This is a genomic window from Paraburkholderia sp. GAS206C (assembly GCF_050435645.1).
Classification (GTDB): Bacteria; Pseudomonadota; Gammaproteobacteria; order Burkholderiales; family Burkholderiaceae; genus Paraburkholderia; species Paraburkholderia phenazinium_B.
Genome location: NZ_JBNDKR010000016.1, coordinates 1 through 18,897 on the forward strand (window position 1 = coordinate 1; position 18,897 = coordinate 18,897).

Consider the following 18,897-nt stretch of genomic DNA (forward strand, 5'->3'; position numbering starts at 1 on the left):
GGTGCTCAAAAGCCCTCTAACATAGATATTTCTGAACCTTAAAACCGGACATTTCTAAAAAGTCCCAACCCCGACATCTGAAAGAAGCCTCGACAGGCAATGCACGCGTACGCAAGGATTATGACAAGCTCCAGGATGAGGCAATAAAACGCGCAACTGGTCTGAGCCTTCCCTTTTCGCCTGGCTGCTAAATGATGACCCAACACCATCATTAAAAATCCAGCTACCGTCGACAGGTGCAATATGGCGTCGTGAATATTTGTGTGATGAATTATTCCAATAATGCCGATCATGGTGTTGACAGTCATCACGCCCAGCAGGACATGAAAGAGCAGCAGGTAACTTACACAGTCCATGCATCCACCCACGAAGCAGAGCGTGAAAACGGTCAATGCCCCTTCGTCCGGAAGCCATTTCCTGGGATGTCTCTGCATGATGCAAACCGGTTGCTTATCTGTCATTCGTACCTGGACCAAGGACGTTCAGTCAATATTATACGATTGAATAATTACGTCTGCTCAGGGTATAGGTATGCGATAAATGCGCGGGATGTGAACTCGTTGTCCAGGGTAATGGTCGGCTGGGTTGCACTATGGTGGTGCTACGAGAGGCGTTCTTTACTGTGCGGCCGTATAATTCCATTTGCGCGGCTCAACAGAGGCGCGGGCAATCGTTTCCGCAAAGTGGATTTTCAAAACTACAGCCATGAATAAATCAGAACACCCTCAGGGTGCTTTGCGGCGTCGCGGGGCACTGGGCCGGCCCGCAGGGGCTACTGAGAACCAGAAAGAAAGCATCCTGGACGCCGCGGAGGTCGATTTTTCTCACCGCGGATATGCGGGTACGACGCTACGCGAGGTTGCGGTGTCGTGTGGTGTGACCCAGGCGCTGATCACCTATTATTTCGGCACCAAGCAGCAGCTGTTTGAAGAGGTTTTTCTGCGTCGCGCGACGAAGATATCGGCTGACCGGGTGCAGCTACTCGAACAGATAGAGGCACACGGCGACAATGCCAAGCTCGAGCAAATCGTCCGTGCCTTTCTGAAGCCGATCGTTGACTTGCGCGCAACGGTTTCGGGACGGGCCTTCATCAGGCTGCAGGCGCGGCTCCACACCGAACCGCCGGAAGTGTCGTACAAGCTGCGTAGTCTGGCGTATAGCGAATCGACAAAGGCTTACGTGGACGCGCTGCGCAAGGTGTTGCCGGGATTGCCCGAAAAAGATCTGTACTGGCGTGTGACGCTAATGATCGGCGCCTATCTTTACGCATTCTCAGACAGTCACCGGCTAGAAGTGCTTGCCAAGGATATTTGCAATCCCGGAGATCCGGTCGAGGTGCTTGAGCAATTGACGAGCTTCGTGGTGGGCGGCCTGCAGGCGGCAGCTGCGAAATAAGCTTGCGCCTCAGGCAGACTCGCCTGCAGCCTCGGGTTGAACCAGTCCGGCGTTGGTCAGAGTCGCGGCACCCACGCCCAGTAGATGCGCGCGCGAAAGCGCAAAAGCGCGTCCCGCGTCTCCATCGAGAATGGCCTGAATGATTGCCTGATGCTCTTCGCCCGTTCCGGCCTCACGGCTGAATGGGCGGTGGCGGTTGATTGTGTGCCGGATGCGGTGCACGTGCCACATCAGATGCTCGTGAGTCTGTCGCATGACGGGGTTGTCAGCCCCTTCGACGATCGCGTAATGGAAGTCGTCATTGAGCTCGAAGTACCGGCGATGATTGCCTTTTTCCAAAGCAATCTGCATAAGTTCGGTCGTCTTGCTGAGCTTTTTCAGCACCTCGGGGGGCTGCCTGCGCGCGACGGATTCGGCGGCGGCGCCCTCGATCAATGCCAGCACCTCGAATGCACCAGTGATGTCCGAGGCATCGGGTGCCGTCACCACGGCACCGACGTGCGGTATCAGCTCGACTAGCCTTTCTGCTTCCAGAATCCGGAACGCGTCACGTAGCGGCGTGCGCGATACGCCAAATTCCTCACAAAGCAGGGGTTCCGGCAGGCGCTCGCCGGCTTGCCAGCGGCCTTCCACGATATCGAGCCGAAGCTGTTCCAGAATGGCAACATGCATCGACTCGCGGCGCGCAAGCGCGCGCCCGATTCGAGCTTTTACTGGCATTTCTCTCAACCCATCCTAGTCATGTCCGGATCATTGATGTTCTGGATAAGCTCCGGCGCAGACCGAAATTATACGGGCTCGCTCGCACACGCGACAGCCGAGCGGATCATTGCGCTTTCCTCCACAGGATGCAGTACCAGTCAGAACGCTCAGCCTGCTCGTCAGCCGGCAATCCGGTCCTTTTGCCCTCGCGGCACCCATCCGCCCAGATTGTAGCCGAATATTTATACATCGATATAAATATGCGGAAATCGAACGGTCTTCCTCTGGATCTCGCCCAAAAATGCCTTTAGAACCCCTGCAAATAGGGCTTCAGCTGAGCCGTAGTGCCAAAATAACTTGCGATCCAAAAAAATGCGATATACGATATGTCGAAAGAGCAGCACGGACACAAGCCGTTGTCGTCACGTCTGTTCGCCGCACTGCGGCTTTCCTTGGGAGGGGTGAACGTGTCCTGGCTGAATGTTGTGAAACTGTCCGAGCTATCGCCGGACTATCCGGCGGCCTGCAGTGTGGGGCGGCATCGAATCGCGGTGTATCTCGTCGGTGACGCCGTGTATGCAACGTCGAATATCTGTACTCATCAGTTTGCTCTGCTAAGTGATGGATATCAGGAGAACGGCGAAATCGAGTGTCCGTTGCATCAGGGGCGCTTTGACATCCGGTCGGGTAAGGCGCTTTGTTCGCCGCTGACTGTCGATCTGGCGACCTATGAGGTAGACGTCCGGGGCGACGAGGTCTGGGTGGACCTTCCGGACGCCGGAAATTAAGCATCGGCTCAGGCGCTCATCAACGAGTGCGGGGCAGCAACAGGGTGAACGCGGATGTCGCGAAAGGCGGCCCGCGCTCAATGTAACTTCAGGAGGCGAGGATGGGCGACGTAGTTTTACAGGATCAACGTATCCAATGGCCGGAAGCAGGCGTGAGCCGGGTTCCGTTCGAGATCTATACGGACGATGCGCTTTACGAAAATGAACAGGATGCCTTGTTCAAGGGGCCGATATGGAACTTTGTTGGCGTCGACGTGGAAGTGCCTGCCGTCGGCGACTTCAAGACAAATTTCGTCGGCGACACGCCCGTCGTGGTCGTGAAGAGCTCCGCCAACAGCTATAGCGCCTTCGTCAACCGTTGCGCGCATCGGGGTTCAACGCTGTGCTATGAGAAAACCGGTAATCGCGATGCTTTTACATGTGTCTACCATAACTGGTCGTACGATCTTGAGGGAAACCTGAAGACCGTTGCGTTCCATAAGGGTGTGCGCGGCAAGGGCGGCTTGCCCGAAGATTTCCGTACCTGCGATCACAATCTTCAGAAACTGCGTGTCCAAACGCTCTGCGGCCTCCTGTTCGTATCTTTCGACGAAACTGCGCCAGACCTCGAAGAGTTTCTTGGGCCAAAGATGTGCGCCCATATCCGGCGTATTTTTGCCAAGAAGATCAGGATTCTCGGTACGTTTTCGCAATACATGCACAACAACTGGAAGTTGTACATGGAAAACGTAAAGGACTCCTATCACGCAAGCCTGCTTCATACGTTCTTCACCACTTTCAAGCTGAACCGGCTTTCAATGCAGGGCGGCCTGATTCTTGAGGGCGATGGTGGCCACCACATCAGCTACTCGAAAATGGCGACCGACTCCGGTAGCGGTACAGATTACGAGAGCGGCGGCATTCGCGCGCAAAACGACGAATTTGCGCTGCACGATGGTCGGATTCTCAAAAGCTGGCCTGAATTCGAAGACGGCATCACGCACGCCATTCAAGGCATTTTTCCCAACCTGATCGTCCAGCAAATCCAGAACTCGCTTGCATTGCGTCTGCTCATTCCGCGTGGTGTGAACGGCTGCGAGCTCGTATGGATCATGTTCGGCTACGAATCGGATACTCAGGAAGAGACCGATATCCGCGTAGCCCTGAGTAACCTGGTGGGGCCAGCGGGCCTCGTTTCGATGGAAGACGGTGTGATCGGAAGCTTCGTCCAGCGTGCGATCGTCGGCAACCAAGGCCGTGAGACAGTGCTCGAAATGGGCGGGCGAACTGTTGAAAGCCAGGAATCACGCGTCAGTGAAGCGTCAGTCCGCGGATTCTGGCAGACGTATCGCAAGTACATGCAACTGTGACCTTTTCACGCAAATAGTTCTACAGTTCGCGCGGCGCCGCCGCGGTGCGCCGCGCACATAAGATCTACTTATTCAAGGAAGGCAATCGTGTCGGGATCCACCGAACTTTTTCATCGCGTAAGGCCGCTGTACGACGCCTACGCTGACTGCATCGACGAAGAACGCTATCAGGAGTGGCCTGACTTTTTCGAAGATGTCTGCTTTTATCAGATCACGACGCGAGAAGCGCGTCGCAAGTCGTTGCCTATCGGCATTATTCAGTGCAACAGCAAGGGCATGCTGATTGACCGGATCAACTCGATGAAAAAGGCAAATATCTTCGAGCCACAACGGTATCGACATTTGCTCGGTGCGTTGCACGTGGAGACCACCGAAGATGGGACGATCCGTACGCGCATGGGGTTTGCCATCGTGCGGATTATGGAGAGCGGAGACAGCATGTTGTTCCTTTCCGGCGTATGGCATGACGAAATCGTCGAGACTACGGAAGGTCTGCGCTTTCGCGAGAAGATCGCCGTACTCGATTCGAGCTGCGTGGACACACTCATTGTCGTACCCGTCTGAAATGGTGACACCATGAGCCGCGGCACCGAATACCCTATCGTTATCGTTGGCACCGGCTTCGCGGGTTATACAGTGGCCCGCGAACTACGACGTCGCGACCGGAACGTAGGTTTGTTAATGTTGAGCTGCGATGACGGCAACCAATATTCAAAGCCGATGTTGTCCAATGCTTTTGCCCAGAAGATGAGCCTGGCGCAATTGGCGGGCACGCCCAGGGAGCAGATGGCGAAACGGCTCAATGCCGAGATCGAGCCGAACCTGAGCGTCGAGTGGATCGATCCGGTCGCGCACAGTCTGTATCTGTCCGAGGGTGGGCAGATCGGGTACGGCAAGCTCGTGCTGGCAGTCGGGGCGCAGGCACGGGTTCCTCAGTTCGGTGGAAATGCCGTTAGCCGGGTGCTATCTGTTAACAGTCTTTCGGAGTACGAGACGTTGCTTGCCGCGCTTGACGGCGCGTCAAAGGTAGCGATAATCGGCGCAGGACTGGTGGGGTGTGAACTCGCAAACGATTTGCTCGCTGGAGGCTATAGCGTCGACCTGCTCGACGTGTCGATGCGTATGCTAGACCGATTCTTGCCGCCCGAAGCGGCCGACACGGTGACGCAAGCATTGGTCGCCGAGGGCGTACAGTGGCATCCCGGTGCGATCATCGAATCCATCGATACCGCAGAGACTGATGGACGCCAGCTTGTGATAACGGGCGACAACGGCCTTCATATCGTGTGCGATGTAGTGATTGCCGCAATCGGACTCATTCCGCAACCCGTCCGCGCCGAGCCGCCATTACAGATCAACCGGGGCATCGTTGTCGATCGCTATTTGCAAACATCCGCACCGGACATCTACGCAATCGGAGATTGCGCAGAACTGGACGGCAGCGTGTTGCCGTTCCTCGAGCCAGTTCAGCATGGGGCGCGAGCATTGGCCGCAACGCTGACCGGAGTGGCCACTCCGGTGCACTATCCCCCGATGCCTATCGACGTCAAGACTCCAGCGCACCCAGTACGCGTCGTCTTGCCTCCGGTCGGTACCCGTGGTGGGTGGCAGATGCAGAATAGCGATAGCAAGGGCGTGTACGCGATATTTGTCGAAGAGGGTGGAGCAATGGCTGGATACGCACTGTCTGGTGATCAGGTCAGTCGGGAAAGCGAGCTAACATCGGTATTTGAGGCGCGGATGTCTGCCTGATCGGTTGCAATAGCGAGCCTCGTCTTCGTGTTCACTGCATGTCGCGGCCCATGCGACATGCGGGAACTGGCGCTTGAATGTTTGCCAGCAGCAAACGTATCGCGAGTAAAGATCGCAGTCGAAAAATGACGTCCAATTCCTTCATCTCTGAGCTTAATCCCGACAGGAGCGATCGGCCCGCATTAGCGTTTCGGCTTCAGGTCAAGGAATATGAAGCGGAGATCCCGGTGCATCAGCACCGCAAGTGTCAACTGGTGCTTGCGCTGCATGGCGCGGTAACGTGCCAGGTGGACAAGGCATTGTGGATGGTGCCCCCGCATTGTGGCGTATGGATTCCCGGAGGATTACCCCACAGCAATCGCACAACGGCAAACGCAAAACTGTACTACCTCTTCGTCGAGCCCGACCTCGTTGATTTGCCGAAGCAGTGTTGTACGCTCGCGATTTCGCCGGTGGTGAGAGAGATGATCCTGCATCTGGCCAGCATTGATCAAGAATACGAACCAGATAGCCATACTGATCGTCTTGCACGTGTGCTGCTGGATGAGTTGGCACGAATGCCAATGGAAAGGCTTTGCCTGCCGGTCAGCGACCATCCAAAAATAACTGAGATTGAGAACGCGTTGCGTGCCAACCCAGGTGACCGCCGCACAATCGAGCAATGGGCCAGGCGTGTGGCGATGAGCGAGCGATCATTGGCCCGCTTGATCGTTGCCGAGACGGGGCTGACTTTCGGTCGTTGGCGGCAGTTGTTCCATTTGCTCTTCGCCATCAGAGAACTGGCGGGCGGGGCATCGGTACAGCGGGTATCCGGTGATCTCGGCTATGAGTCCGTGACTGCATTCATCACCATGTTCAAAAAAGCTCTTGGGCAACCCCCTGCACGGTACTTTGCGTCGATCTCGCGAATGAGGGAAACCAGCTCACCGTCTGAGTGACGGTCGGAACTTGCCCTCTGCGCATAGACAAACGAATCGCAGACGCCGTGAATCGGGCAGAAACGAGGGACATATGTAGCACCGTCTCAACGAATTACGTCGCGATCCACGGCCGTTTCATCCATCAACAGTCCTCATTCTCTCCTCACTTTCATCGACCAGAATGCATGTCAACCGATGCAGTCAATGCGCTGCGCCGGAGGTCAAGGAGAAAGACATGAAAGGGATTCGCCAGGCGGTAGTCGCCGCCGTATTAAGCGTCGGCCTCGTGAGTGTTGCCGAGGCTCATGTATTCGTCGGTTTGAGCGTCGGAGTGCCGGCGGTGCCAATGATGCCGATGGTGGCCGCGGTGCCCGTCGCGCCCGTGGCGGTCTATGCACCGCCGCCTGCGCCCATCTATTACGCGCCCCCGCCGCCCGTGTATGCGCCGCCCGTGGTCGTCGGTTATTACGGCCGCCCGGGCGGATGGTATGGGCACTATGGATATGGATACGGCTACTGGCGCTAATGATCGGACGCGCGGCGTAACGTCCTCTATCCCCGTTCGCCGCTTTTCGCGTCCTCAATTGCAGCACATCAGTGACGTGCAAATGAATCGATCGCACGCGCCAGTGCGACCGGGTATTGATACATCATCGCGTGTCCTCCGTGCTCAACCAGCAGAAGATGAGCATGCGGCAATAAGTGCGTGAGCGCCAAGGCGTTCTCTTTGGCGACGACGGCATCGTCGGTTCCCGACAGCATTAACGTATCGATACGCACCGAGCGCAACGCATCAGCGGCTGCATCGTCCGTTTCCCACTCTTTGAGCGAGGCGGATTGGCCATCCGTAACCGCGTTCGAAATGGCGGATGAGTGGTAGCCGGACGGCTTGAACATATCCTTGGCGAAGCACCGTTCGGCGTCTTGTACGCTTGGTGCCGGGAACAGAACGGCCATGATGTCGTTGAACGTGACGCCAGGGCTGCCCGCCAGTTTCGCCATGACGTCCGCAGGCACCGGCGAGCCGGCTCGGCCCGGCGCCAACGCACTCATCAGCACCATTTTGCCGATCGCCTTGGGCTTGTCGATCGCGAGTTGCTGCACGATCGAGCCGCCCATCGACCATCCGACGACCGTCGCATGCTTTAGCGCCAACGAGTCGATCAATGCGGCAGTATCGCTCGCCATGTCGTCGATGGTGAAGTTCGACGCGTCCGGCATCGAACGTCCGATGCCACGATTGTCGAAGACGATGACGTCATGGTGTTTCGCGAGTTCGGCGAGAAACGCTGCGTCCCATTCGGACACCGTCGCGCGATAGCCGGTGACGAGCAGAAGCGGACTGCCATGACCAAACCGGTAGTAGGCGAGCGGACCGCGTGGTGTGTTCGCGATCTGTTCGCGATGACCTGCATAGATCGATGACGTAGCAGACGGCGCCACGCACGCCGCTTCATGCGGATAGCTCACGGTTCGCGCGTGAGCGGCGGTTGACAGCGTGACACACGCCAATGTAATCGCGAGTGCCGTGGATCTTAGCGGCTTGTTCATATGGACGCTCCTTGACTCGATGATGATCGACGCAACACGTCAAGTGTATTGATCGACTATTAGCGTCGAATGAGGAGGGGAGTCGTCAGCCTGGGCCCCGATGTCTTTAGAGGGAGCATGTCATGCGCCCTAGGAGTTGCCGATGAACTTGAGTGCATCCATCATCGGCGTCTTCGATACATTGACCATGCCCTGGAAGGGTGTGTCGAGATCGAGGACAACGAACACGGCAGTTGTAGTCGATAGGGCGCAAAGAAGAAACACGACGCACATGCTCCAGTTTCTTGGGGCGCTGAAACCAAATATGCCGAATATGACCACCAGCCAGCCGACGAGGACCGCAATCAAAGGAGTTGGAATCAGGCCCTTTCTGTGTTCGAACGCGAGCCAGCGGCCGGCGAATATGTCGTCCCAAAGTTCCATCGCGTGGTCACGGAATCTCTCCTGTGAGGGGCCGGCAGCCTGCAAAGCGAAAATGCGTCCCTGGATGTCGTAAGTACTCTGGAGGATTTCTCGCGTCTCTGCCTCTGCGGGCGTTCCCGTTTTGTTGGAAAACAGAAAGGAGATCCATCGGCCATAGTCGTTTTTTATTTGAAGGCGCAGGCCGTCGGCCGACGGACCGAACTGGGACAGGGTTCGGTCTAGCCGGATCATCGTGACAGCATTGTGTTGGAGCGCGGTATTGACCAGGTCGAGCGAGGACTTCCCGGACGAAATCAGCAGACTCAGCACCAATGCCGACAGCGTCGCTACGAGACCAACGGCAATACGCATCGCGGCAAGCGAGGATTCCTCAAAGTGGTGATCTGCCAGTCTTGAGCGTACATACGACCCTAGCGCTGCGCTCGAAAGAACGAGCGCAAACACGAAGGCAGAAAAGACGTAGTGATCCATGTGGAAAATGGCCTCGTTCGATCACGCGGGTCAGCTAACTCTTGCCGAGCCACCTTGGCACCCATGCTGCAGAATATGTGGCCGGCAGCGTAATCCAGTGGCGCGCGTCGTTACTATGACGATAGTGCCGGATTCGAGCAAACGATAGGGATTTTTTGCTCGCTATTTACTTGAACGTTGGATTTCTCCGGTAAAGCAGCGCCCATCGCTGGGCGCTGCCCGCTTTTGACGTTACTCGGCAAAGTCCGTTGCTTCCGATGAGCCTTTCCACGCATCAAGGTCGCGTTGAACCGCTGCGGCTTTTTGTGCCGCCAGTTCGTTGGCGATCTTGCCGGCGAACAGGTGCACCGGCGGTTCGGCGACGTTCACGGCCTGCATGATCAACATGGCCAGCTTGTCCGGATCGCCGGCCTGATGACCGTGCAGCGTGCCCAGGTGCAGATCGAGCGACGCCTTTGCTTCGGTGTATTCATCAATCTGGCGTTTGGCCACTGCCAGCGCGCCACTCGACAAAAACTCCGTGCGCACCGGCCCCGGGTACACCACCGTTGCCTTGATGCCAAACTCGGCCACCTCGACCGCGAGCGACTCGGTCAGGCCCGCAAGCGCGAACTTGCTCGCCACATAACTGCCCCAGCCGGCGTAGCCGCCCTGGTAACCGACGATCGAAGCGATGTTGATGATATGCCCGCCACGCTGCTTGCGCAGATGCGGGAGCGCGTGCCGCAGTACCGTCAGCGGCGCGAACAGGTTGACTTCGAAATTTTGACGAAGCTCTTCTTCGGAGAGGGCTTCGACGGTTCCCTGCTGGGCATAGCCGGCGTTATTGACGATCACGTCAATCTTGCCAAACGTGTCGATGGTTTGCTCAATGGCCGAGCGTACGCTCTGGTCGCTGGTCAGATCCACTTGCAGTGGAAGAAATTGTCCCGAGGCGGGGCCGATGGCTTCCGTCAGCGACGCCACGGTTCGCGAGGTCGCCGCGACGTGATCGCTACGAGCGAGGAGTTGCCGCACGAGTCGTTGGCCGACGCCTTTCGATGCGCCAGTGACGAACCAGATTTTTGCAGAATTGCTCATGATAATTTCCTTGATAAATAAGTAGTACAGAATTAACCAAATGCTACGGTTTAAAAGAATCTGGTCCGAGTCTTACTTGAGCGCTACGCTCATACCGCCGTCCGCCATCACGACCGCGCCGACGATATAGCTGGCCTTCTCGGACGCCAGAAAGGCGATCACTTCAGCAATTTCCCGCGGGTCGGCCGCCCGCTTGATGGGCGAGTTTTTGCCGTGCTCGGCAAGGAAGGCCGGACCATCCTTGTGGATGTGATTCGTGATGTTCGTGACCGCGTCGCCGGATCCCACGGCATTGACACGAATGCCGTGATCGATCGCTTCGAGCGACATGGCGCGCGTCAACTGGGCGAGCGCACCTTTCGAAGCCGCGTAGGCGGCGATCAGCGGAAACCCCTGATAGCATGCATACGACCCAACGTTGACGATGGCACCGGTCTTCGCCGGCATCATCGCGCGCATAGCTTCGCGCGAGAACAGGAACGCACCGGTGGAGTTGACCGCCTGAATGCTATTCCAGTCGTCTAGCGTCATCTCGACAACCGGCTTGTTAATGATGATCGCGGCGTTGTTGACGAGAATATCTAGCTTGCCAAAGCGTTCCATTGCGGTGGACACGGCACGCACCGCGCTTTCCTCATGCGCGACATCGGCGATAAGCGGGACGATCCCCGGACGGCCCAACGCTTCGACGTTGGTGCCGCGTCCGACGGCGATCACGCTGGCGCCTTGTGAGTGCAGCAGTTCGGTGGTGGCGAGTCCAATGCCGCTAGCCGCTCCGGTGACGATAGCGACTTTGCCGGCGAACGGCTGGTTGGTGGATGCGGACGAAGTCATGATGAATATCTCCTTCGAGTTGAGGGATGAGAATGGTTAGAAAGGGCTCGCTGTCGGACGCACGACGATTTCGCTGACATCGACGTCAGCCGGCTGCTCGATCGCATAGGCGATCGAGCGTGCAATCGCGTCCGACGTCAGCGCAACGCGGCGGAAGTCGCGCATCGCTGCGCGCGCGGTGTCGTCGGAGATCGAATCGGCCAGCTCCGACTCCACGACGCCCGGGCAGATCACGGTCACGCGAACCTTGTCGGTTTCTTGCCGCAGGCCGTCCGAGATGGCGCGCACGGCGAACTTGGTGGCGCAATACACGGCGGCCGTCGGCGAGACGGACAGGCCGCCTATCGAGGACATATTGATGACCTGGCCGAACCCCTGGCGCTCCATGACCGGCAGGACGGCAGCGATGCCGTGCAGCACGCCGCGGATGTTCACGTCTATCATGCGATTCCATTCGTCCACTTTTGTCGCGCTCAGGGGTGACAAAGGCATCACGCCGGCGTTGTTGACGATCACGTCGATGCGGCCGAAGGCGTCCAATGCGAACTGGGCGAACGCGTTGACGTCGGCGCTAGACGTGACGTCAAGTGCCCGGTAACGAACAGAGCCGCCGCTCGTCTGGATCTCCTCGGCCAGCGCCGCGAGTCGCTCCGTGCGGCGCGCGCCGATCACGAGCTGATGTCCCTGGGCGGCGAGCAGGCGGGCCGCTGCTTCGCCGATACCGCTGCTTGCTCCGGTGATGAGGATGACTTTAGGTTGACTGGTTTGCGTTGCCACGCTGCGTTCTCCGTTTCGGCAATCTGTGCCGGTTGGTCCAAGGGAGAGGCAGCGAAGTTTGCGCATGAAGCGGCAAGGCAATCGCGGCGCGGTCTCCCGGGCGCTTCGGCTGCACCGTGCAACCGATGACTCATCTTATGAGCCGGGTGCCTGCGCGCGAATACACGCGACAATTGCGGCATTGCCTATTCCTATTGAAGTGGATGCAGCCTGTCGATCGCATCCAGTAGAATTCCTCCACCTGATCCGGTGAGAGAGGAGTTCTCGTGACCGTTGCCGACAACGCTGCTTCCGCAAGAATGGTGAGTCTGCTTGAGCGACTGGCGCCGAATGAGGGGTACACCCAGTCCTCGCTGGAGGGCGTGCGGTTCATGCGCTCGAACCGGCCGCTGGGGCGCACCCCCGTGCTGTACGAGCCCAGCATCGTGATCGTGTGTCAGGGGCGCAAGCTGGGTTTCCTGGGCGAAGAGGTGTACGTATACGATGCCCAGCACTATCTGATTCTGTCCGTGCCCCTGCCGTTCTCGACTGAAACCGAAGCGAGCGAGGCCGAGCCGATGCTGGCCGTGACGTTGCGTCTCGATCTGATCGAACTGACCGATCTGATTCTGGTGATCGACCGTTCCGGACGCCATCAGCAAGGCACACCGCTCGGGATCGTATCGACGCCGCTTCAAGGAGACCTGGCCGAAGCGACCTTGCGTCTGCTGCAAGCCCTGAGTTCACCGCTGGACGCCGAGGTACTGGGGCCTGCAATCGTGCGGGAAATCTGCTACCGGGTATTGATCGGGGAACGTGGTGCAGCGATGAGGGCCGCGCTCGCGCATCAGGGCCGCTTCGGGCGGGTGGCGAAAGCGCTGCGGCGAATTCACACCGACTATGCGCAGTCATTGGATGTCAGTAGTCTCGCGGAAGAGGCGGGGATGAGCGTTCCCGCGTTTCACGTCAACTTCAGAACTGTTACGTTGACCTCGCCGATTCAATACATCAAGTCGACGCGTCTGCATCAGGCGCGTTTGCTGATGATTCGCGACGGCTTGACGGCGGCCTCCGCGTCGGCGCGTGTCGGTTACGAGAGCCCATCGCAGTTCAGTCGCGAGTTCAAGCGCTTTTTCGGGCGCTCGCCGGTCGATGAAGCTCGGGATATGCGGGCATCGTTCGCGCTATCTCCAGCTGCAAAGATCGACGATTTCGCCGCATCTCATTGACCCATGAAGTCGATTTGCTAAGTTGTACTCGTCAAGGCGACGATAAAGTCAAGAAATACCCTTGTCTTGGCCGGCGTGTGGTGCCGCGATGGATGGTATGCATAGAGCGGGAAGCGCTCATCCGGCCAGTCTGGGAACAGGTTGACGAGCCGTCCCTCGCGGATCAGGGGCTCGGCTCCGAGCAGCAACACCTGCGCGACGCCGGAGCCTGCCAGACACGCATTGAGGAGCGCGCTCGGATCATTCACCGTGAGCCGTCCATTCGTTTCGACAACAAGCTTTTTGCGCTTGCGATGAAACTCCCACGGATACGGCTTTCCTGTTTCCGGGTTCCGGAATTCGAGGCACCTGTGCACACCGCGCCCCAGCTCTTGTGGCTCTGTTGGCCGACCCCGGCGAGCGAGGTATGAGGGTGCTGCGACTGTAACAACTGCAGTGTCCAGAAGCTTTCGCGCAACCAGACTGGATGAACGGGGTTTGCCAAATCGCAAGGCGAGATCGAAGCCGTCCACGATGAGGTCACCGAGCTGATCTCTCGCAATGAACTCGAGTTCAAGTTCAGGATGCGCATCCATGAATTCGTCGAGCTTCGGGCTCAGAGCGATTCGCAAAAAGGCCGGATCAAGGTTGATTCGCAGCTTTCCGCGTACTGTCGCGACGCCTCCTGCAGCGGCTGTGGCCGCTTCTTCCATTCCTCTTAGGTGCGGCATGACCTGCTCATAGAACCGTCGGCCCTCTTCAGTGAGGGAAACGGCGCGGGTCGTCCGATTGAAGAGCCGTATTTTCAACCGCTTTTCGAGCCGGGCGATTGCCCGGCTAACCCCGGGCGGTGACATGCCCATCAATTCGGACGCAGCTGCGAACGTCTTCGCATCGACGACGGCAGCAAATACGCTGATACCGCTGGAGAGATTTTCGCTAGGCGATCTCATTGGGCTGACCCTGGGTCAAAAACTGCACTATGACTCATTAGTGACTATCCGTCATTTCACAAGTGCCATTCATGTCATTCAGTTTCTTATCGAATTTGCCCACAATGCACCCCAACAGTACGTTTCAACCTCACTTCATTCCAATTTCCAGGGAGCGCGAGATGACCGTTCAACTTCCCTGCCGCGACTATCTATGCAAGGAGAAACTGCAATGTATGCAATCACAGGGATAACAGGAAAGGTCGGCGGTGCGGTGGCGCGCACGTTGCTCGCAGCGGGCCAACCGGTACGCGCGGTTGTACGCGATGCCGCCCGGGCACGGTGGTGGGCCGAGCAAGGATGTGAAGTGGTGACAGCCAGCATGGACGACGCGGCTTCCCTCACCGCCGCGTTCGAGGGCACGCAAGGGGTCTTCATTCTGCCGCCATCCGACTTCGATCCGTTGCCGGGCTTTCCCGAGGCACGCGCTGTCATTGACGCCGTGCGCGGTGCGCTTGAGTCCGCGGCACCCGGCAAGGTGGTCTGCCTGTCGACGATCGGCGCGCAGGCCACCGAGACCAATCTGCTCACGCAACGTACGCTGATGGAGCAAGCGCTTCATGAGTTATCGATGCCCGTGACATTCCTGCGGCCAGGCTGGTTTATGGAAAACGCCGCATGGGACGTTGCGCCGGCCCGTGACGAAGGGATGATCGCCAGCTTTCTGCAACCGCTCGACAAGGCTGTGCCGATGGTCGCAACCGCGGACGTCGGTCGAGTTGCCGCACAACTGCTTCAACAAACCTGGCGCGGCGTGCGTGTCGTCGAGCTTGAGGGGCCACAACGTGTGAGTCCTAACGATCTGGCCGAGGCATTTGCAAAGGTCCTCGGTCGTCCGGTTCGTGCGGAAGTGGTGCTGCGCGAAACGTGGGAGGCGCTGTTCCGCTCTCAGGGGATGAAGGAACCGTTGCCGCGTATGCGCATGCTCGACGGGTTCAATGAAGGCTGGATCGCCTTCGAAGGCGAGGAAGCGGACATCGTCAAGGGCGAAGTGGAACTGGAAACCGTCGTGCGAAGCCTTGTCTCCCAGGCAGGTTAGAGCAGGCGCACCCGGTGACGCGAGCAGGATGCCGCGTCACCGGGTGTTTTCCGCCATCGTTCATCAAGAGATTCATATCAAGAGGTTCGCTATGGAATACAGCACACTCGGCAGCTCAGGGCTGCGCATTTCCCGTCTTTGTCTTGGCGCCATGACCTTTGGTGCCGGTACCGGAATCTGGGGCGAAATTGCCGGTCTCGACCGTGCGCAGGCCACCCAGCTTGTTGCAATGGCCGTCGAGCGCGGCATCAACCTGATCGATACCGCTGACGCCTATTCGCAAGGACAGTCAGAAGCGGTCGTCGGACAGGTGTTGGCCGACCTCGGGCTCGACGAATCGCGCATGCTGGTCGCGACCAAAGTTCGGCTACGCACAGGAGCCGGTCACAACGACGTCGGGCTCGGCCGCTCGCACATCATGCGGTCGGTGGAAACGAGTCTTCGGCGCATTGGCCGCGATCATATCGACCTGTTTCAGTTGCACGACCGCGATGAACTCGTTCCGCTCGAAGAAACACTTCGCGCGCTGGATGATCTTGTCACGCAGGGAAAGGTGAGGCACATCGGCGTGTGCAACTTCAGCGCGGGCGATCTGGAGCGTGCACAGGGAATTACCGCCCGCACGCACCGGGCCCGCATCGTCAGCAATCAGGTTCACTATGCGCTGACGAGCCGCGACGTCGAACATGAGATCGCGCCCGTGGCAAAGGCGAATGATGTTGCGCTACTAGTGTGGAGTCCGCTCGCGGGCGGGTATCTGAGCGGTAAGTACACGCAGGGAAGCAGTGGCGAAGCGGGGCGTCGAACCAGGCTGAATTTTCCGCCGGTCGATCCTGCAAAGGCGGATCCTGTCGTGCGTGTATTGCGTGACATCGCCACGGAGTTGAACGCGTCGCCGGCTCAGGTGGCGTTGGCCTGGATTCTGCAGCGCCGCGAAATCTGTTCCGTCATCGTAGGCGCGCGCACGCACGATCAACTGAGCGCTAACCTCGACGCTCAGCAGATCGCCTTGAACGCAGAGCAGACCGAACGCCTGAATCAGGTTTCGCAGCCGCAGCTGCCATATCCTTACTGGATGCAGCAGTTCCACGACAAGGATCGAGTTGTAGGCTGAGTCAGTTCGTTCCGCTCTCGTTCAGTTTGCGTGATTCAGAGCGCTTGGGGGCACGGGCTCGATTAGTAGGCCCACCAGCCCGGGCCCCACATGCTCCAATTCCACGCCGCATTCTCATTCATCTCGGCGCTCATGCGCTCCTGGTCAAGGAAATGTTGCTGAAGTTGCTCCCGCTTGTAGTTGTCCCAGGCGTTTTCGTCGCCGATATACAGGCAGCCACATGAATAAGGGTCTGCATAGAGAAAGACGGCTTTTCCGTCCTTTACCTTCTGCACCACACGGTTCGGTGGCAACGTGTTCAGTTGCAAACGCTGCTGGTCTGTTGTCACCGGGACGATATGAAAGCCCGCTGCTGCAAGCAAGTCGTCTTTCTCGTTGGCCCGTTCTACCGGCGTGGCGCATCCGGAAATCAGTGCGCTCGCGATGAGCGCGAGAAAAAAGGCTGTCCATCTGAGCTTCATGATCGTCCCGTGCGTTAGGCTTTAAATGTTGGGGTACCTGGTACCGTGCACAGATTGACCATCAAAACTTAGCTGAAAATTACGGCAGTGTCCCGCGCTCTGACTCGTGGCGCCAGTGACCTGCCGCATACCGCTACGCAGAAGCAGACAACGCCTGCGCAACACGCTCACGCAACGTCGGCAACACCTCGGCTTCGAACCACGGATTGCGCTTGAACCACGCAATGTTGCGCGGCGACGGATGGGGCAACGGAATGATTTTCGGGCTGAAGTCTCTCCATCGCAGGAGCGTATCGGTCAGTGTCTCCCCGCATGCTTCGCCGAGTCCAAAGCGCTGTGCATATTGACCAATCAGCAAGGTGAGCTGGACCGAGCGCATCTGTGCCAACAGATCGTGATGCCAATGTGCAGCGCACTCGGGCCGTGGCGGCAAGTCGCCACTTGCGCCACGCCCTGGGAAGCAGAAGCCCATCGGCACAAGCGCAACTTTCGTGTCGTCGTAAAAGGTCGCATCGTCGAGGCCGAGCCACGTGCGCAAGCGGGTACCGCTTGCATCGCTCCACGGAACGCCTGACGCGTGCACTCGCGCCCCCGGTGCCTGGCCGATGATCAGAACCCGCGCGCTTTCGGATGCCGCGACTATCGGGCGGGGGGCGTGCGGCAGCACGGGCGCGCAGATCGTGCAGGCGCGGATTTCGTGCAACAGCGCATTCAGAGGGATTCGCTTCATAGGAACCGTTCGCAGTGTTTGCAGCAGTAGCGATGGAGAACAACTGGCCGCTGATCGAAAGGGTGAGGAATCGAAGGGTTGCGATGATTTGGCAGCCCATCATGGACGGCTTGCTGTCGATGCGTGTAGCAGTTTATCGTAAGCTCGCAAATGAGAGGGGCCGGCTCCCGGCAGATCGTAATGTTAAGCCACATATCGTCATTCCTCACGCGGAGGGCAACGTGCTCGTCATCGAAAGAGTTTTTCTAACCCGGGCCCGTATTTAATCTGCTTTGTCTTTGCATCGCACGATCGTTATTCTTGTCTGTCTGCGTTGGGGCGAATCGGCGAAGGCAGTCGGTGAGTAGCCAATGAGCCGCCAGCATTCAGCCGGTCCCAGCGCTCAATTGTTATCCCACCAACACACGAAGGTTCGCTAAATGAATACCGTCCCGCAGGCGCCGCTAATTCTGATAACGGGTGGTGGTCGTGGCGTCGGCGCAGCGACTGCGCGTCTTGCTGCCGCACATGGCTACGATGTGGCGATCAGTTTCGTCTCCGACGAAGCTGCCGCCCTTGCGGTGGCGGCCGATGTAGAAGCTGCGGGGCGTCGAGCGTTACCTGTGCGCGCAGATAGCGCGGACCCTGAGCAGGTCGCTCAGCTATTCGCCGCGATCGACCGTGAGTTCGGGCGGATCGATGTGCTGGTGAACAATGCCGCGATCATTGCACGGCAGTCCCGGCTGGAGGATCTTGAGTTCGAGCGGATGCAGCGCATCTTTGCTGTCAACTCGATCGGTCCTATCCTCTGTGCACAGCAAGCGGTGAAGCGGATGTCCTTTCGTCACAACGGACGAGGCGGCGCCGTGATCAACATCTCATCGGCGTCGGCGCGGCTTGGCAGTCCAAACGAATATGTCGACTACGCCGCGTCGAAGGGCGCCCTTGAGACATTCACTACCGGCTTTGCAAAAGAAGTTGCGCGGGATGGGATACGCGTCAACTGCATTCGCCCAGGGCACATCTACACTGACATGCATGCCAGCGGCGGAGAGCCGGGACGGGTGGATCGCGTCAAGGATTCGATTCCTATGGGAAGAGGCGGCCAGCCTGAAGAGGTTGCGCGGGCGATCCTATGGCTAGCCAGTGCCGAGGCTTCCTTCGTTACCGGCACGTTCCTCGACGTCACTGGCGGCAAGTGAGCAACTGCTGGAGCCGGCGTTCATCATCGCCATGTCGTGCCGTTCGCGCGCGGCCGGCACGTATGCCGATTTGTTCGACTTGGGCTGTATACGTCCTTTACCAAGGCACTCACACTCTTTACAAGGGATTTAGGTCGGGACCGATATCATC

The 18,897-nt window shown here is 58.3% G+C and carries 21 protein-coding genes; 11 read left to right on the top strand and 10 right to left on the bottom strand.

Features of this window, described 5'->3' with window-relative positions; translation table 11 throughout:
• Positions 1-38: 38 nt before the first annotated feature.
• Positions 39-461, bottom strand: a complete 423-nt coding sequence (locus P3T20_RS34255; protein ID WP_429289195.1) for a DUF1275 family protein — start codon at positions 459-461, stop codon at positions 39-41.
• Between the two features lie 244 nt (positions 462-705).
• On the opposite strand from P3T20_RS34255, the gene P3T20_RS34260 reads away from it, so the two are divergent.
• Entirely contained in the window at positions 706-1,395 is a 690-nt protein-coding gene (locus P3T20_RS34260) for a TetR/AcrR family transcriptional regulator (protein ID WP_429289196.1), read from the top strand.
• A gap of 9 nt (positions 1,396-1,404) precedes the next feature.
• On the opposite strand, the gene P3T20_RS34265 is transcribed toward P3T20_RS34260, so the two are convergent.
• Positions 1,405-2,115, bottom strand: a complete 711-nt coding sequence (locus tag P3T20_RS34265; RefSeq protein WP_429289197.1) for a GntR family transcriptional regulator — start codon at positions 2,113-2,115, stop codon at positions 1,405-1,407.
• Positions 2,116-2,483: 368 nt separating this feature from the next.
• On the opposite strand from P3T20_RS34265, the gene P3T20_RS34270 reads away from it, so the two are divergent.
• The 6 genes from P3T20_RS34270 to P3T20_RS34295 all read left to right on the top strand — a co-directional run bounded on the left by P3T20_RS34270 (position 2,484) and on the right by P3T20_RS34295 (position 7,432).
• Positions 2,484-2,885 (top strand): non-heme iron oxygenase ferredoxin subunit, encoded by a 402-nt coding sequence (locus P3T20_RS34270; RefSeq protein WP_429289198.1) that lies wholly within the window; start codon positions 2,484-2,486, stop codon positions 2,883-2,885.
• A gap of 101 nt (positions 2,886-2,986) precedes the next feature.
• Positions 2,987-4,234, top strand: coding sequence for an aromatic ring-hydroxylating oxygenase subunit alpha (locus tag P3T20_RS34275; protein WP_429289199.1), 1,248 nt, complete (start codon positions 2,987-2,989; stop codon positions 4,232-4,234).
• Between the two features lie 87 nt (positions 4,235-4,321).
• Positions 4,322-4,798, top strand: coding sequence for an aromatic-ring-hydroxylating dioxygenase subunit beta (locus tag P3T20_RS34280; protein WP_429289200.1), 477 nt, complete (start codon positions 4,322-4,324; stop codon positions 4,796-4,798).
• Between the two features lie 12 nt (positions 4,799-4,810).
• The gene (locus P3T20_RS34285; RefSeq protein ID WP_429289201.1) at positions 4,811-5,986 is read left to right on the top strand and encodes an FAD-dependent oxidoreductase; all 1,176 of its coding nucleotides are present in this window, start codon (positions 4,811-4,813) and stop codon (positions 5,984-5,986) included.
• Between the two features lie 125 nt (positions 5,987-6,111).
• Complete coding sequence (locus tag P3T20_RS34290; RefSeq protein ID WP_429289296.1) at positions 6,112-6,924, top strand: AraC family transcriptional regulator; 813 nt, start codon at positions 6,112-6,114, stop codon at positions 6,922-6,924.
• A 217-nt stretch (positions 6,925-7,141) separates the two neighbouring features.
• Positions 7,142-7,432: a hypothetical protein gene (locus tag P3T20_RS34295; RefSeq protein WP_074266539.1), complete on the top strand. Its 291-nt coding sequence runs from the start codon at positions 7,142-7,144 to the stop codon at positions 7,430-7,432.
• 68 nt (positions 7,433-7,500) lie between these two features.
• Here P3T20_RS34295 and P3T20_RS34300 read toward each other — a convergent pair whose 3' ends face one another.
• From P3T20_RS34300 to P3T20_RS34320, 5 genes are all read right to left on the bottom strand, one after another.
• The gene (locus tag P3T20_RS34300) at positions 7,501-8,457 is read right to left on the bottom strand and encodes an alpha/beta fold hydrolase (protein ID WP_429289202.1); all 957 of its coding nucleotides are present in this window, start codon (positions 8,455-8,457) and stop codon (positions 7,501-7,503) included.
• 129 nt (positions 8,458-8,586) lie between these two features.
• The gene (locus P3T20_RS34305; RefSeq protein ID WP_429289203.1) at positions 8,587-9,351 is read right to left on the bottom strand and encodes a hypothetical protein; all 765 of its coding nucleotides are present in this window, start codon (positions 9,349-9,351) and stop codon (positions 8,587-8,589) included.
• A 231-nt stretch (positions 9,352-9,582) separates the two neighbouring features.
• Positions 9,583-10,431 (bottom strand): SDR family oxidoreductase, encoded by an 849-nt coding sequence (locus P3T20_RS34310; RefSeq protein WP_429289204.1) that lies wholly within the window; start codon positions 10,429-10,431, stop codon positions 9,583-9,585.
• Between the two features lie 72 nt (positions 10,432-10,503).
• Positions 10,504-11,265 carry an SDR family NAD(P)-dependent oxidoreductase gene (locus tag P3T20_RS34315; RefSeq protein ID WP_429289205.1) on the bottom strand — a complete coding sequence of 254 codons (762 nt, stop codon included), beginning with the start codon at positions 11,263-11,265 and terminating at the stop codon, positions 10,504-10,506.
• A 36-nt stretch (positions 11,266-11,301) separates the two neighbouring features.
• Positions 11,302-12,042: an SDR family oxidoreductase gene (locus P3T20_RS34320; RefSeq protein WP_429289206.1), complete on the bottom strand. Its 741-nt coding sequence runs from the start codon at positions 12,040-12,042 to the stop codon at positions 11,302-11,304.
• 299 nt (positions 12,043-12,341) lie between these two features.
• Between P3T20_RS34320 and P3T20_RS34325 the strand changes: the two genes are divergently transcribed.
• Positions 12,342-13,250 carry an AraC family transcriptional regulator N-terminal domain-containing protein gene (locus tag P3T20_RS34325; protein ID WP_429289297.1) on the top strand — a complete coding sequence of 303 codons (909 nt, stop codon included), beginning with the start codon at positions 12,342-12,344 and terminating at the stop codon, positions 13,248-13,250.
• 17 nt (positions 13,251-13,267) lie between these two features.
• Here the strand turns inward: P3T20_RS34325 and P3T20_RS34330 are convergent, their stop codons facing one another.
• The gene (locus P3T20_RS34330; RefSeq protein WP_074266532.1) at positions 13,268-14,182 is read right to left on the bottom strand and encodes a LysR family transcriptional regulator; all 915 of its coding nucleotides are present in this window, start codon (positions 14,180-14,182) and stop codon (positions 13,268-13,270) included.
• A gap of 211 nt (positions 14,183-14,393) precedes the next feature.
• Between P3T20_RS34330 and P3T20_RS34335 the strand changes: the two genes are divergently transcribed.
• Together P3T20_RS34335 and P3T20_RS34340 are read left to right on the top strand one after the other, a co-directional pair.
• Entirely contained in the window at positions 14,394-15,260 is an 867-nt protein-coding gene (locus P3T20_RS34335; RefSeq protein ID WP_429289207.1) for an NmrA family NAD(P)-binding protein, read from the top strand.
• A gap of 91 nt (positions 15,261-15,351) precedes the next feature.
• Positions 15,352-16,374 (top strand): aldo/keto reductase, encoded by a 1,023-nt coding sequence (locus tag P3T20_RS34340; RefSeq protein WP_429289208.1) that lies wholly within the window; start codon positions 15,352-15,354, stop codon positions 16,372-16,374.
• Between the two features lie 62 nt (positions 16,375-16,436).
• Here the strand turns inward: P3T20_RS34340 and P3T20_RS34345 are convergent, their stop codons facing one another.
• Together P3T20_RS34345 and P3T20_RS34350 are read right to left on the bottom strand one after the other, a co-directional pair.
• A complete protein-coding gene (locus tag P3T20_RS34345) occupies positions 16,437-16,835 on the bottom strand; it encodes a hypothetical protein (RefSeq protein WP_074266530.1) in 399 nt (132 codons plus the stop codon).
• Positions 16,836-16,968: 133 nt separating this feature from the next.
• The gene (locus P3T20_RS34350; RefSeq protein WP_429289209.1) at positions 16,969-17,565 is read right to left on the bottom strand and encodes a uracil-DNA glycosylase family protein; all 597 of its coding nucleotides are present in this window, start codon (positions 17,563-17,565) and stop codon (positions 16,969-16,971) included.
• 419 nt (positions 17,566-17,984) lie between these two features.
• Here P3T20_RS34350 and P3T20_RS34355 point away from each other — a divergent pair, with 419 nt between their 5' ends.
• Positions 17,985-18,746: an SDR family oxidoreductase gene (locus P3T20_RS34355; protein ID WP_429289210.1), complete on the top strand. Its 762-nt coding sequence runs from the start codon at positions 17,985-17,987 to the stop codon at positions 18,744-18,746.
• The last annotated feature ends 151 nt before the right edge of the window (positions 18,747-18,897 follow it).

Bases quoted from the DNA above. Each gene is read 5' to 3' on its own strand.
- P3T20_RS34300 (WP_429289202.1), bottom strand. From the start codon at position 8,457: ATGAACAAGCCGCTAAGATCCACGGCACTCGCGATTACATTGGCGTGT.
- P3T20_RS34355 (WP_429289210.1), top strand. From the start codon at position 17,985: ATGAATACCGTCCCGCAGGCGCCGCTAATTCTGATAACGGGTGGTGGT.
- P3T20_RS34350 (WP_429289209.1), bottom strand. From the start codon at position 17,565: ATGAAGCGAATCCCTCTGAATGCGCTGTTGCACGAAATCCGCGCCTGC.
- P3T20_RS34305 (WP_429289203.1), bottom strand. From the start codon at position 9,351: ATGGATCACTACGTCTTTTCTGCCTTCGTGTTTGCGCTCGTTCTTTCG.
- P3T20_RS34295 (WP_074266539.1), top strand. From the start codon at position 7,142: ATGAAAGGGATTCGCCAGGCGGTAGTCGCCGCCGTATTAAGCGTCGGC.
- P3T20_RS34330 (WP_074266532.1), bottom strand. From the start codon at position 14,182: ATGAGATCGCCTAGCGAAAATCTCTCCAGCGGTATCAGCGTATTTGCT.
- P3T20_RS34290 (WP_429289296.1), top strand. From the start codon at position 6,112: ATGACGTCCAATTCCTTCATCTCTGAGCTTAATCCCGACAGGAGCGAT.
- P3T20_RS34340 (WP_429289208.1), top strand. From the start codon at position 15,352: ATGGAATACAGCACACTCGGCAGCTCAGGGCTGCGCATTTCCCGTCTT.
- P3T20_RS34315 (WP_429289205.1), bottom strand. From the start codon at position 11,265: ATGACTTCGTCCGCATCCACCAACCAGCCGTTCGCCGGCAAAGTCGCT.
- P3T20_RS34260 (WP_429289196.1), top strand. From the start codon at position 706: ATGAATAAATCAGAACACCCTCAGGGTGCTTTGCGGCGTCGCGGGGCA.
- P3T20_RS34335 (WP_429289207.1), top strand. From the start codon at position 14,394: ATGTATGCAATCACAGGGATAACAGGAAAGGTCGGCGGTGCGGTGGCG.
- P3T20_RS34310 (WP_429289204.1), bottom strand. From the start codon at position 10,431: ATGAGCAATTCTGCAAAAATCTGGTTCGTCACTGGCGCATCGAAAGGC.
- P3T20_RS34285 (WP_429289201.1), top strand. From the start codon at position 4,811: ATGAGCCGCGGCACCGAATACCCTATCGTTATCGTTGGCACCGGCTTC.
- P3T20_RS34265 (WP_429289197.1), bottom strand. From the start codon at position 2,115: ATGCCAGTAAAAGCTCGAATCGGGCGCGCGCTTGCGCGCCGCGAGTCG.
- P3T20_RS34345 (WP_074266530.1), bottom strand. From the start codon at position 16,835: ATGAAGCTCAGATGGACAGCCTTTTTTCTCGCGCTCATCGCGAGCGCA.
- P3T20_RS34325 (WP_429289297.1), top strand. From the start codon at position 12,342: ATGGTGAGTCTGCTTGAGCGACTGGCGCCGAATGAGGGGTACACCCAG.
- P3T20_RS34255 (WP_429289195.1), bottom strand. From the start codon at position 461: ATGACAGATAAGCAACCGGTTTGCATCATGCAGAGACATCCCAGGAAA.
- P3T20_RS34275 (WP_429289199.1), top strand. From the start codon at position 2,987: ATGGGCGACGTAGTTTTACAGGATCAACGTATCCAATGGCCGGAAGCA.
- P3T20_RS34270 (WP_429289198.1), top strand. From the start codon at position 2,484: ATGTCGAAAGAGCAGCACGGACACAAGCCGTTGTCGTCACGTCTGTTC.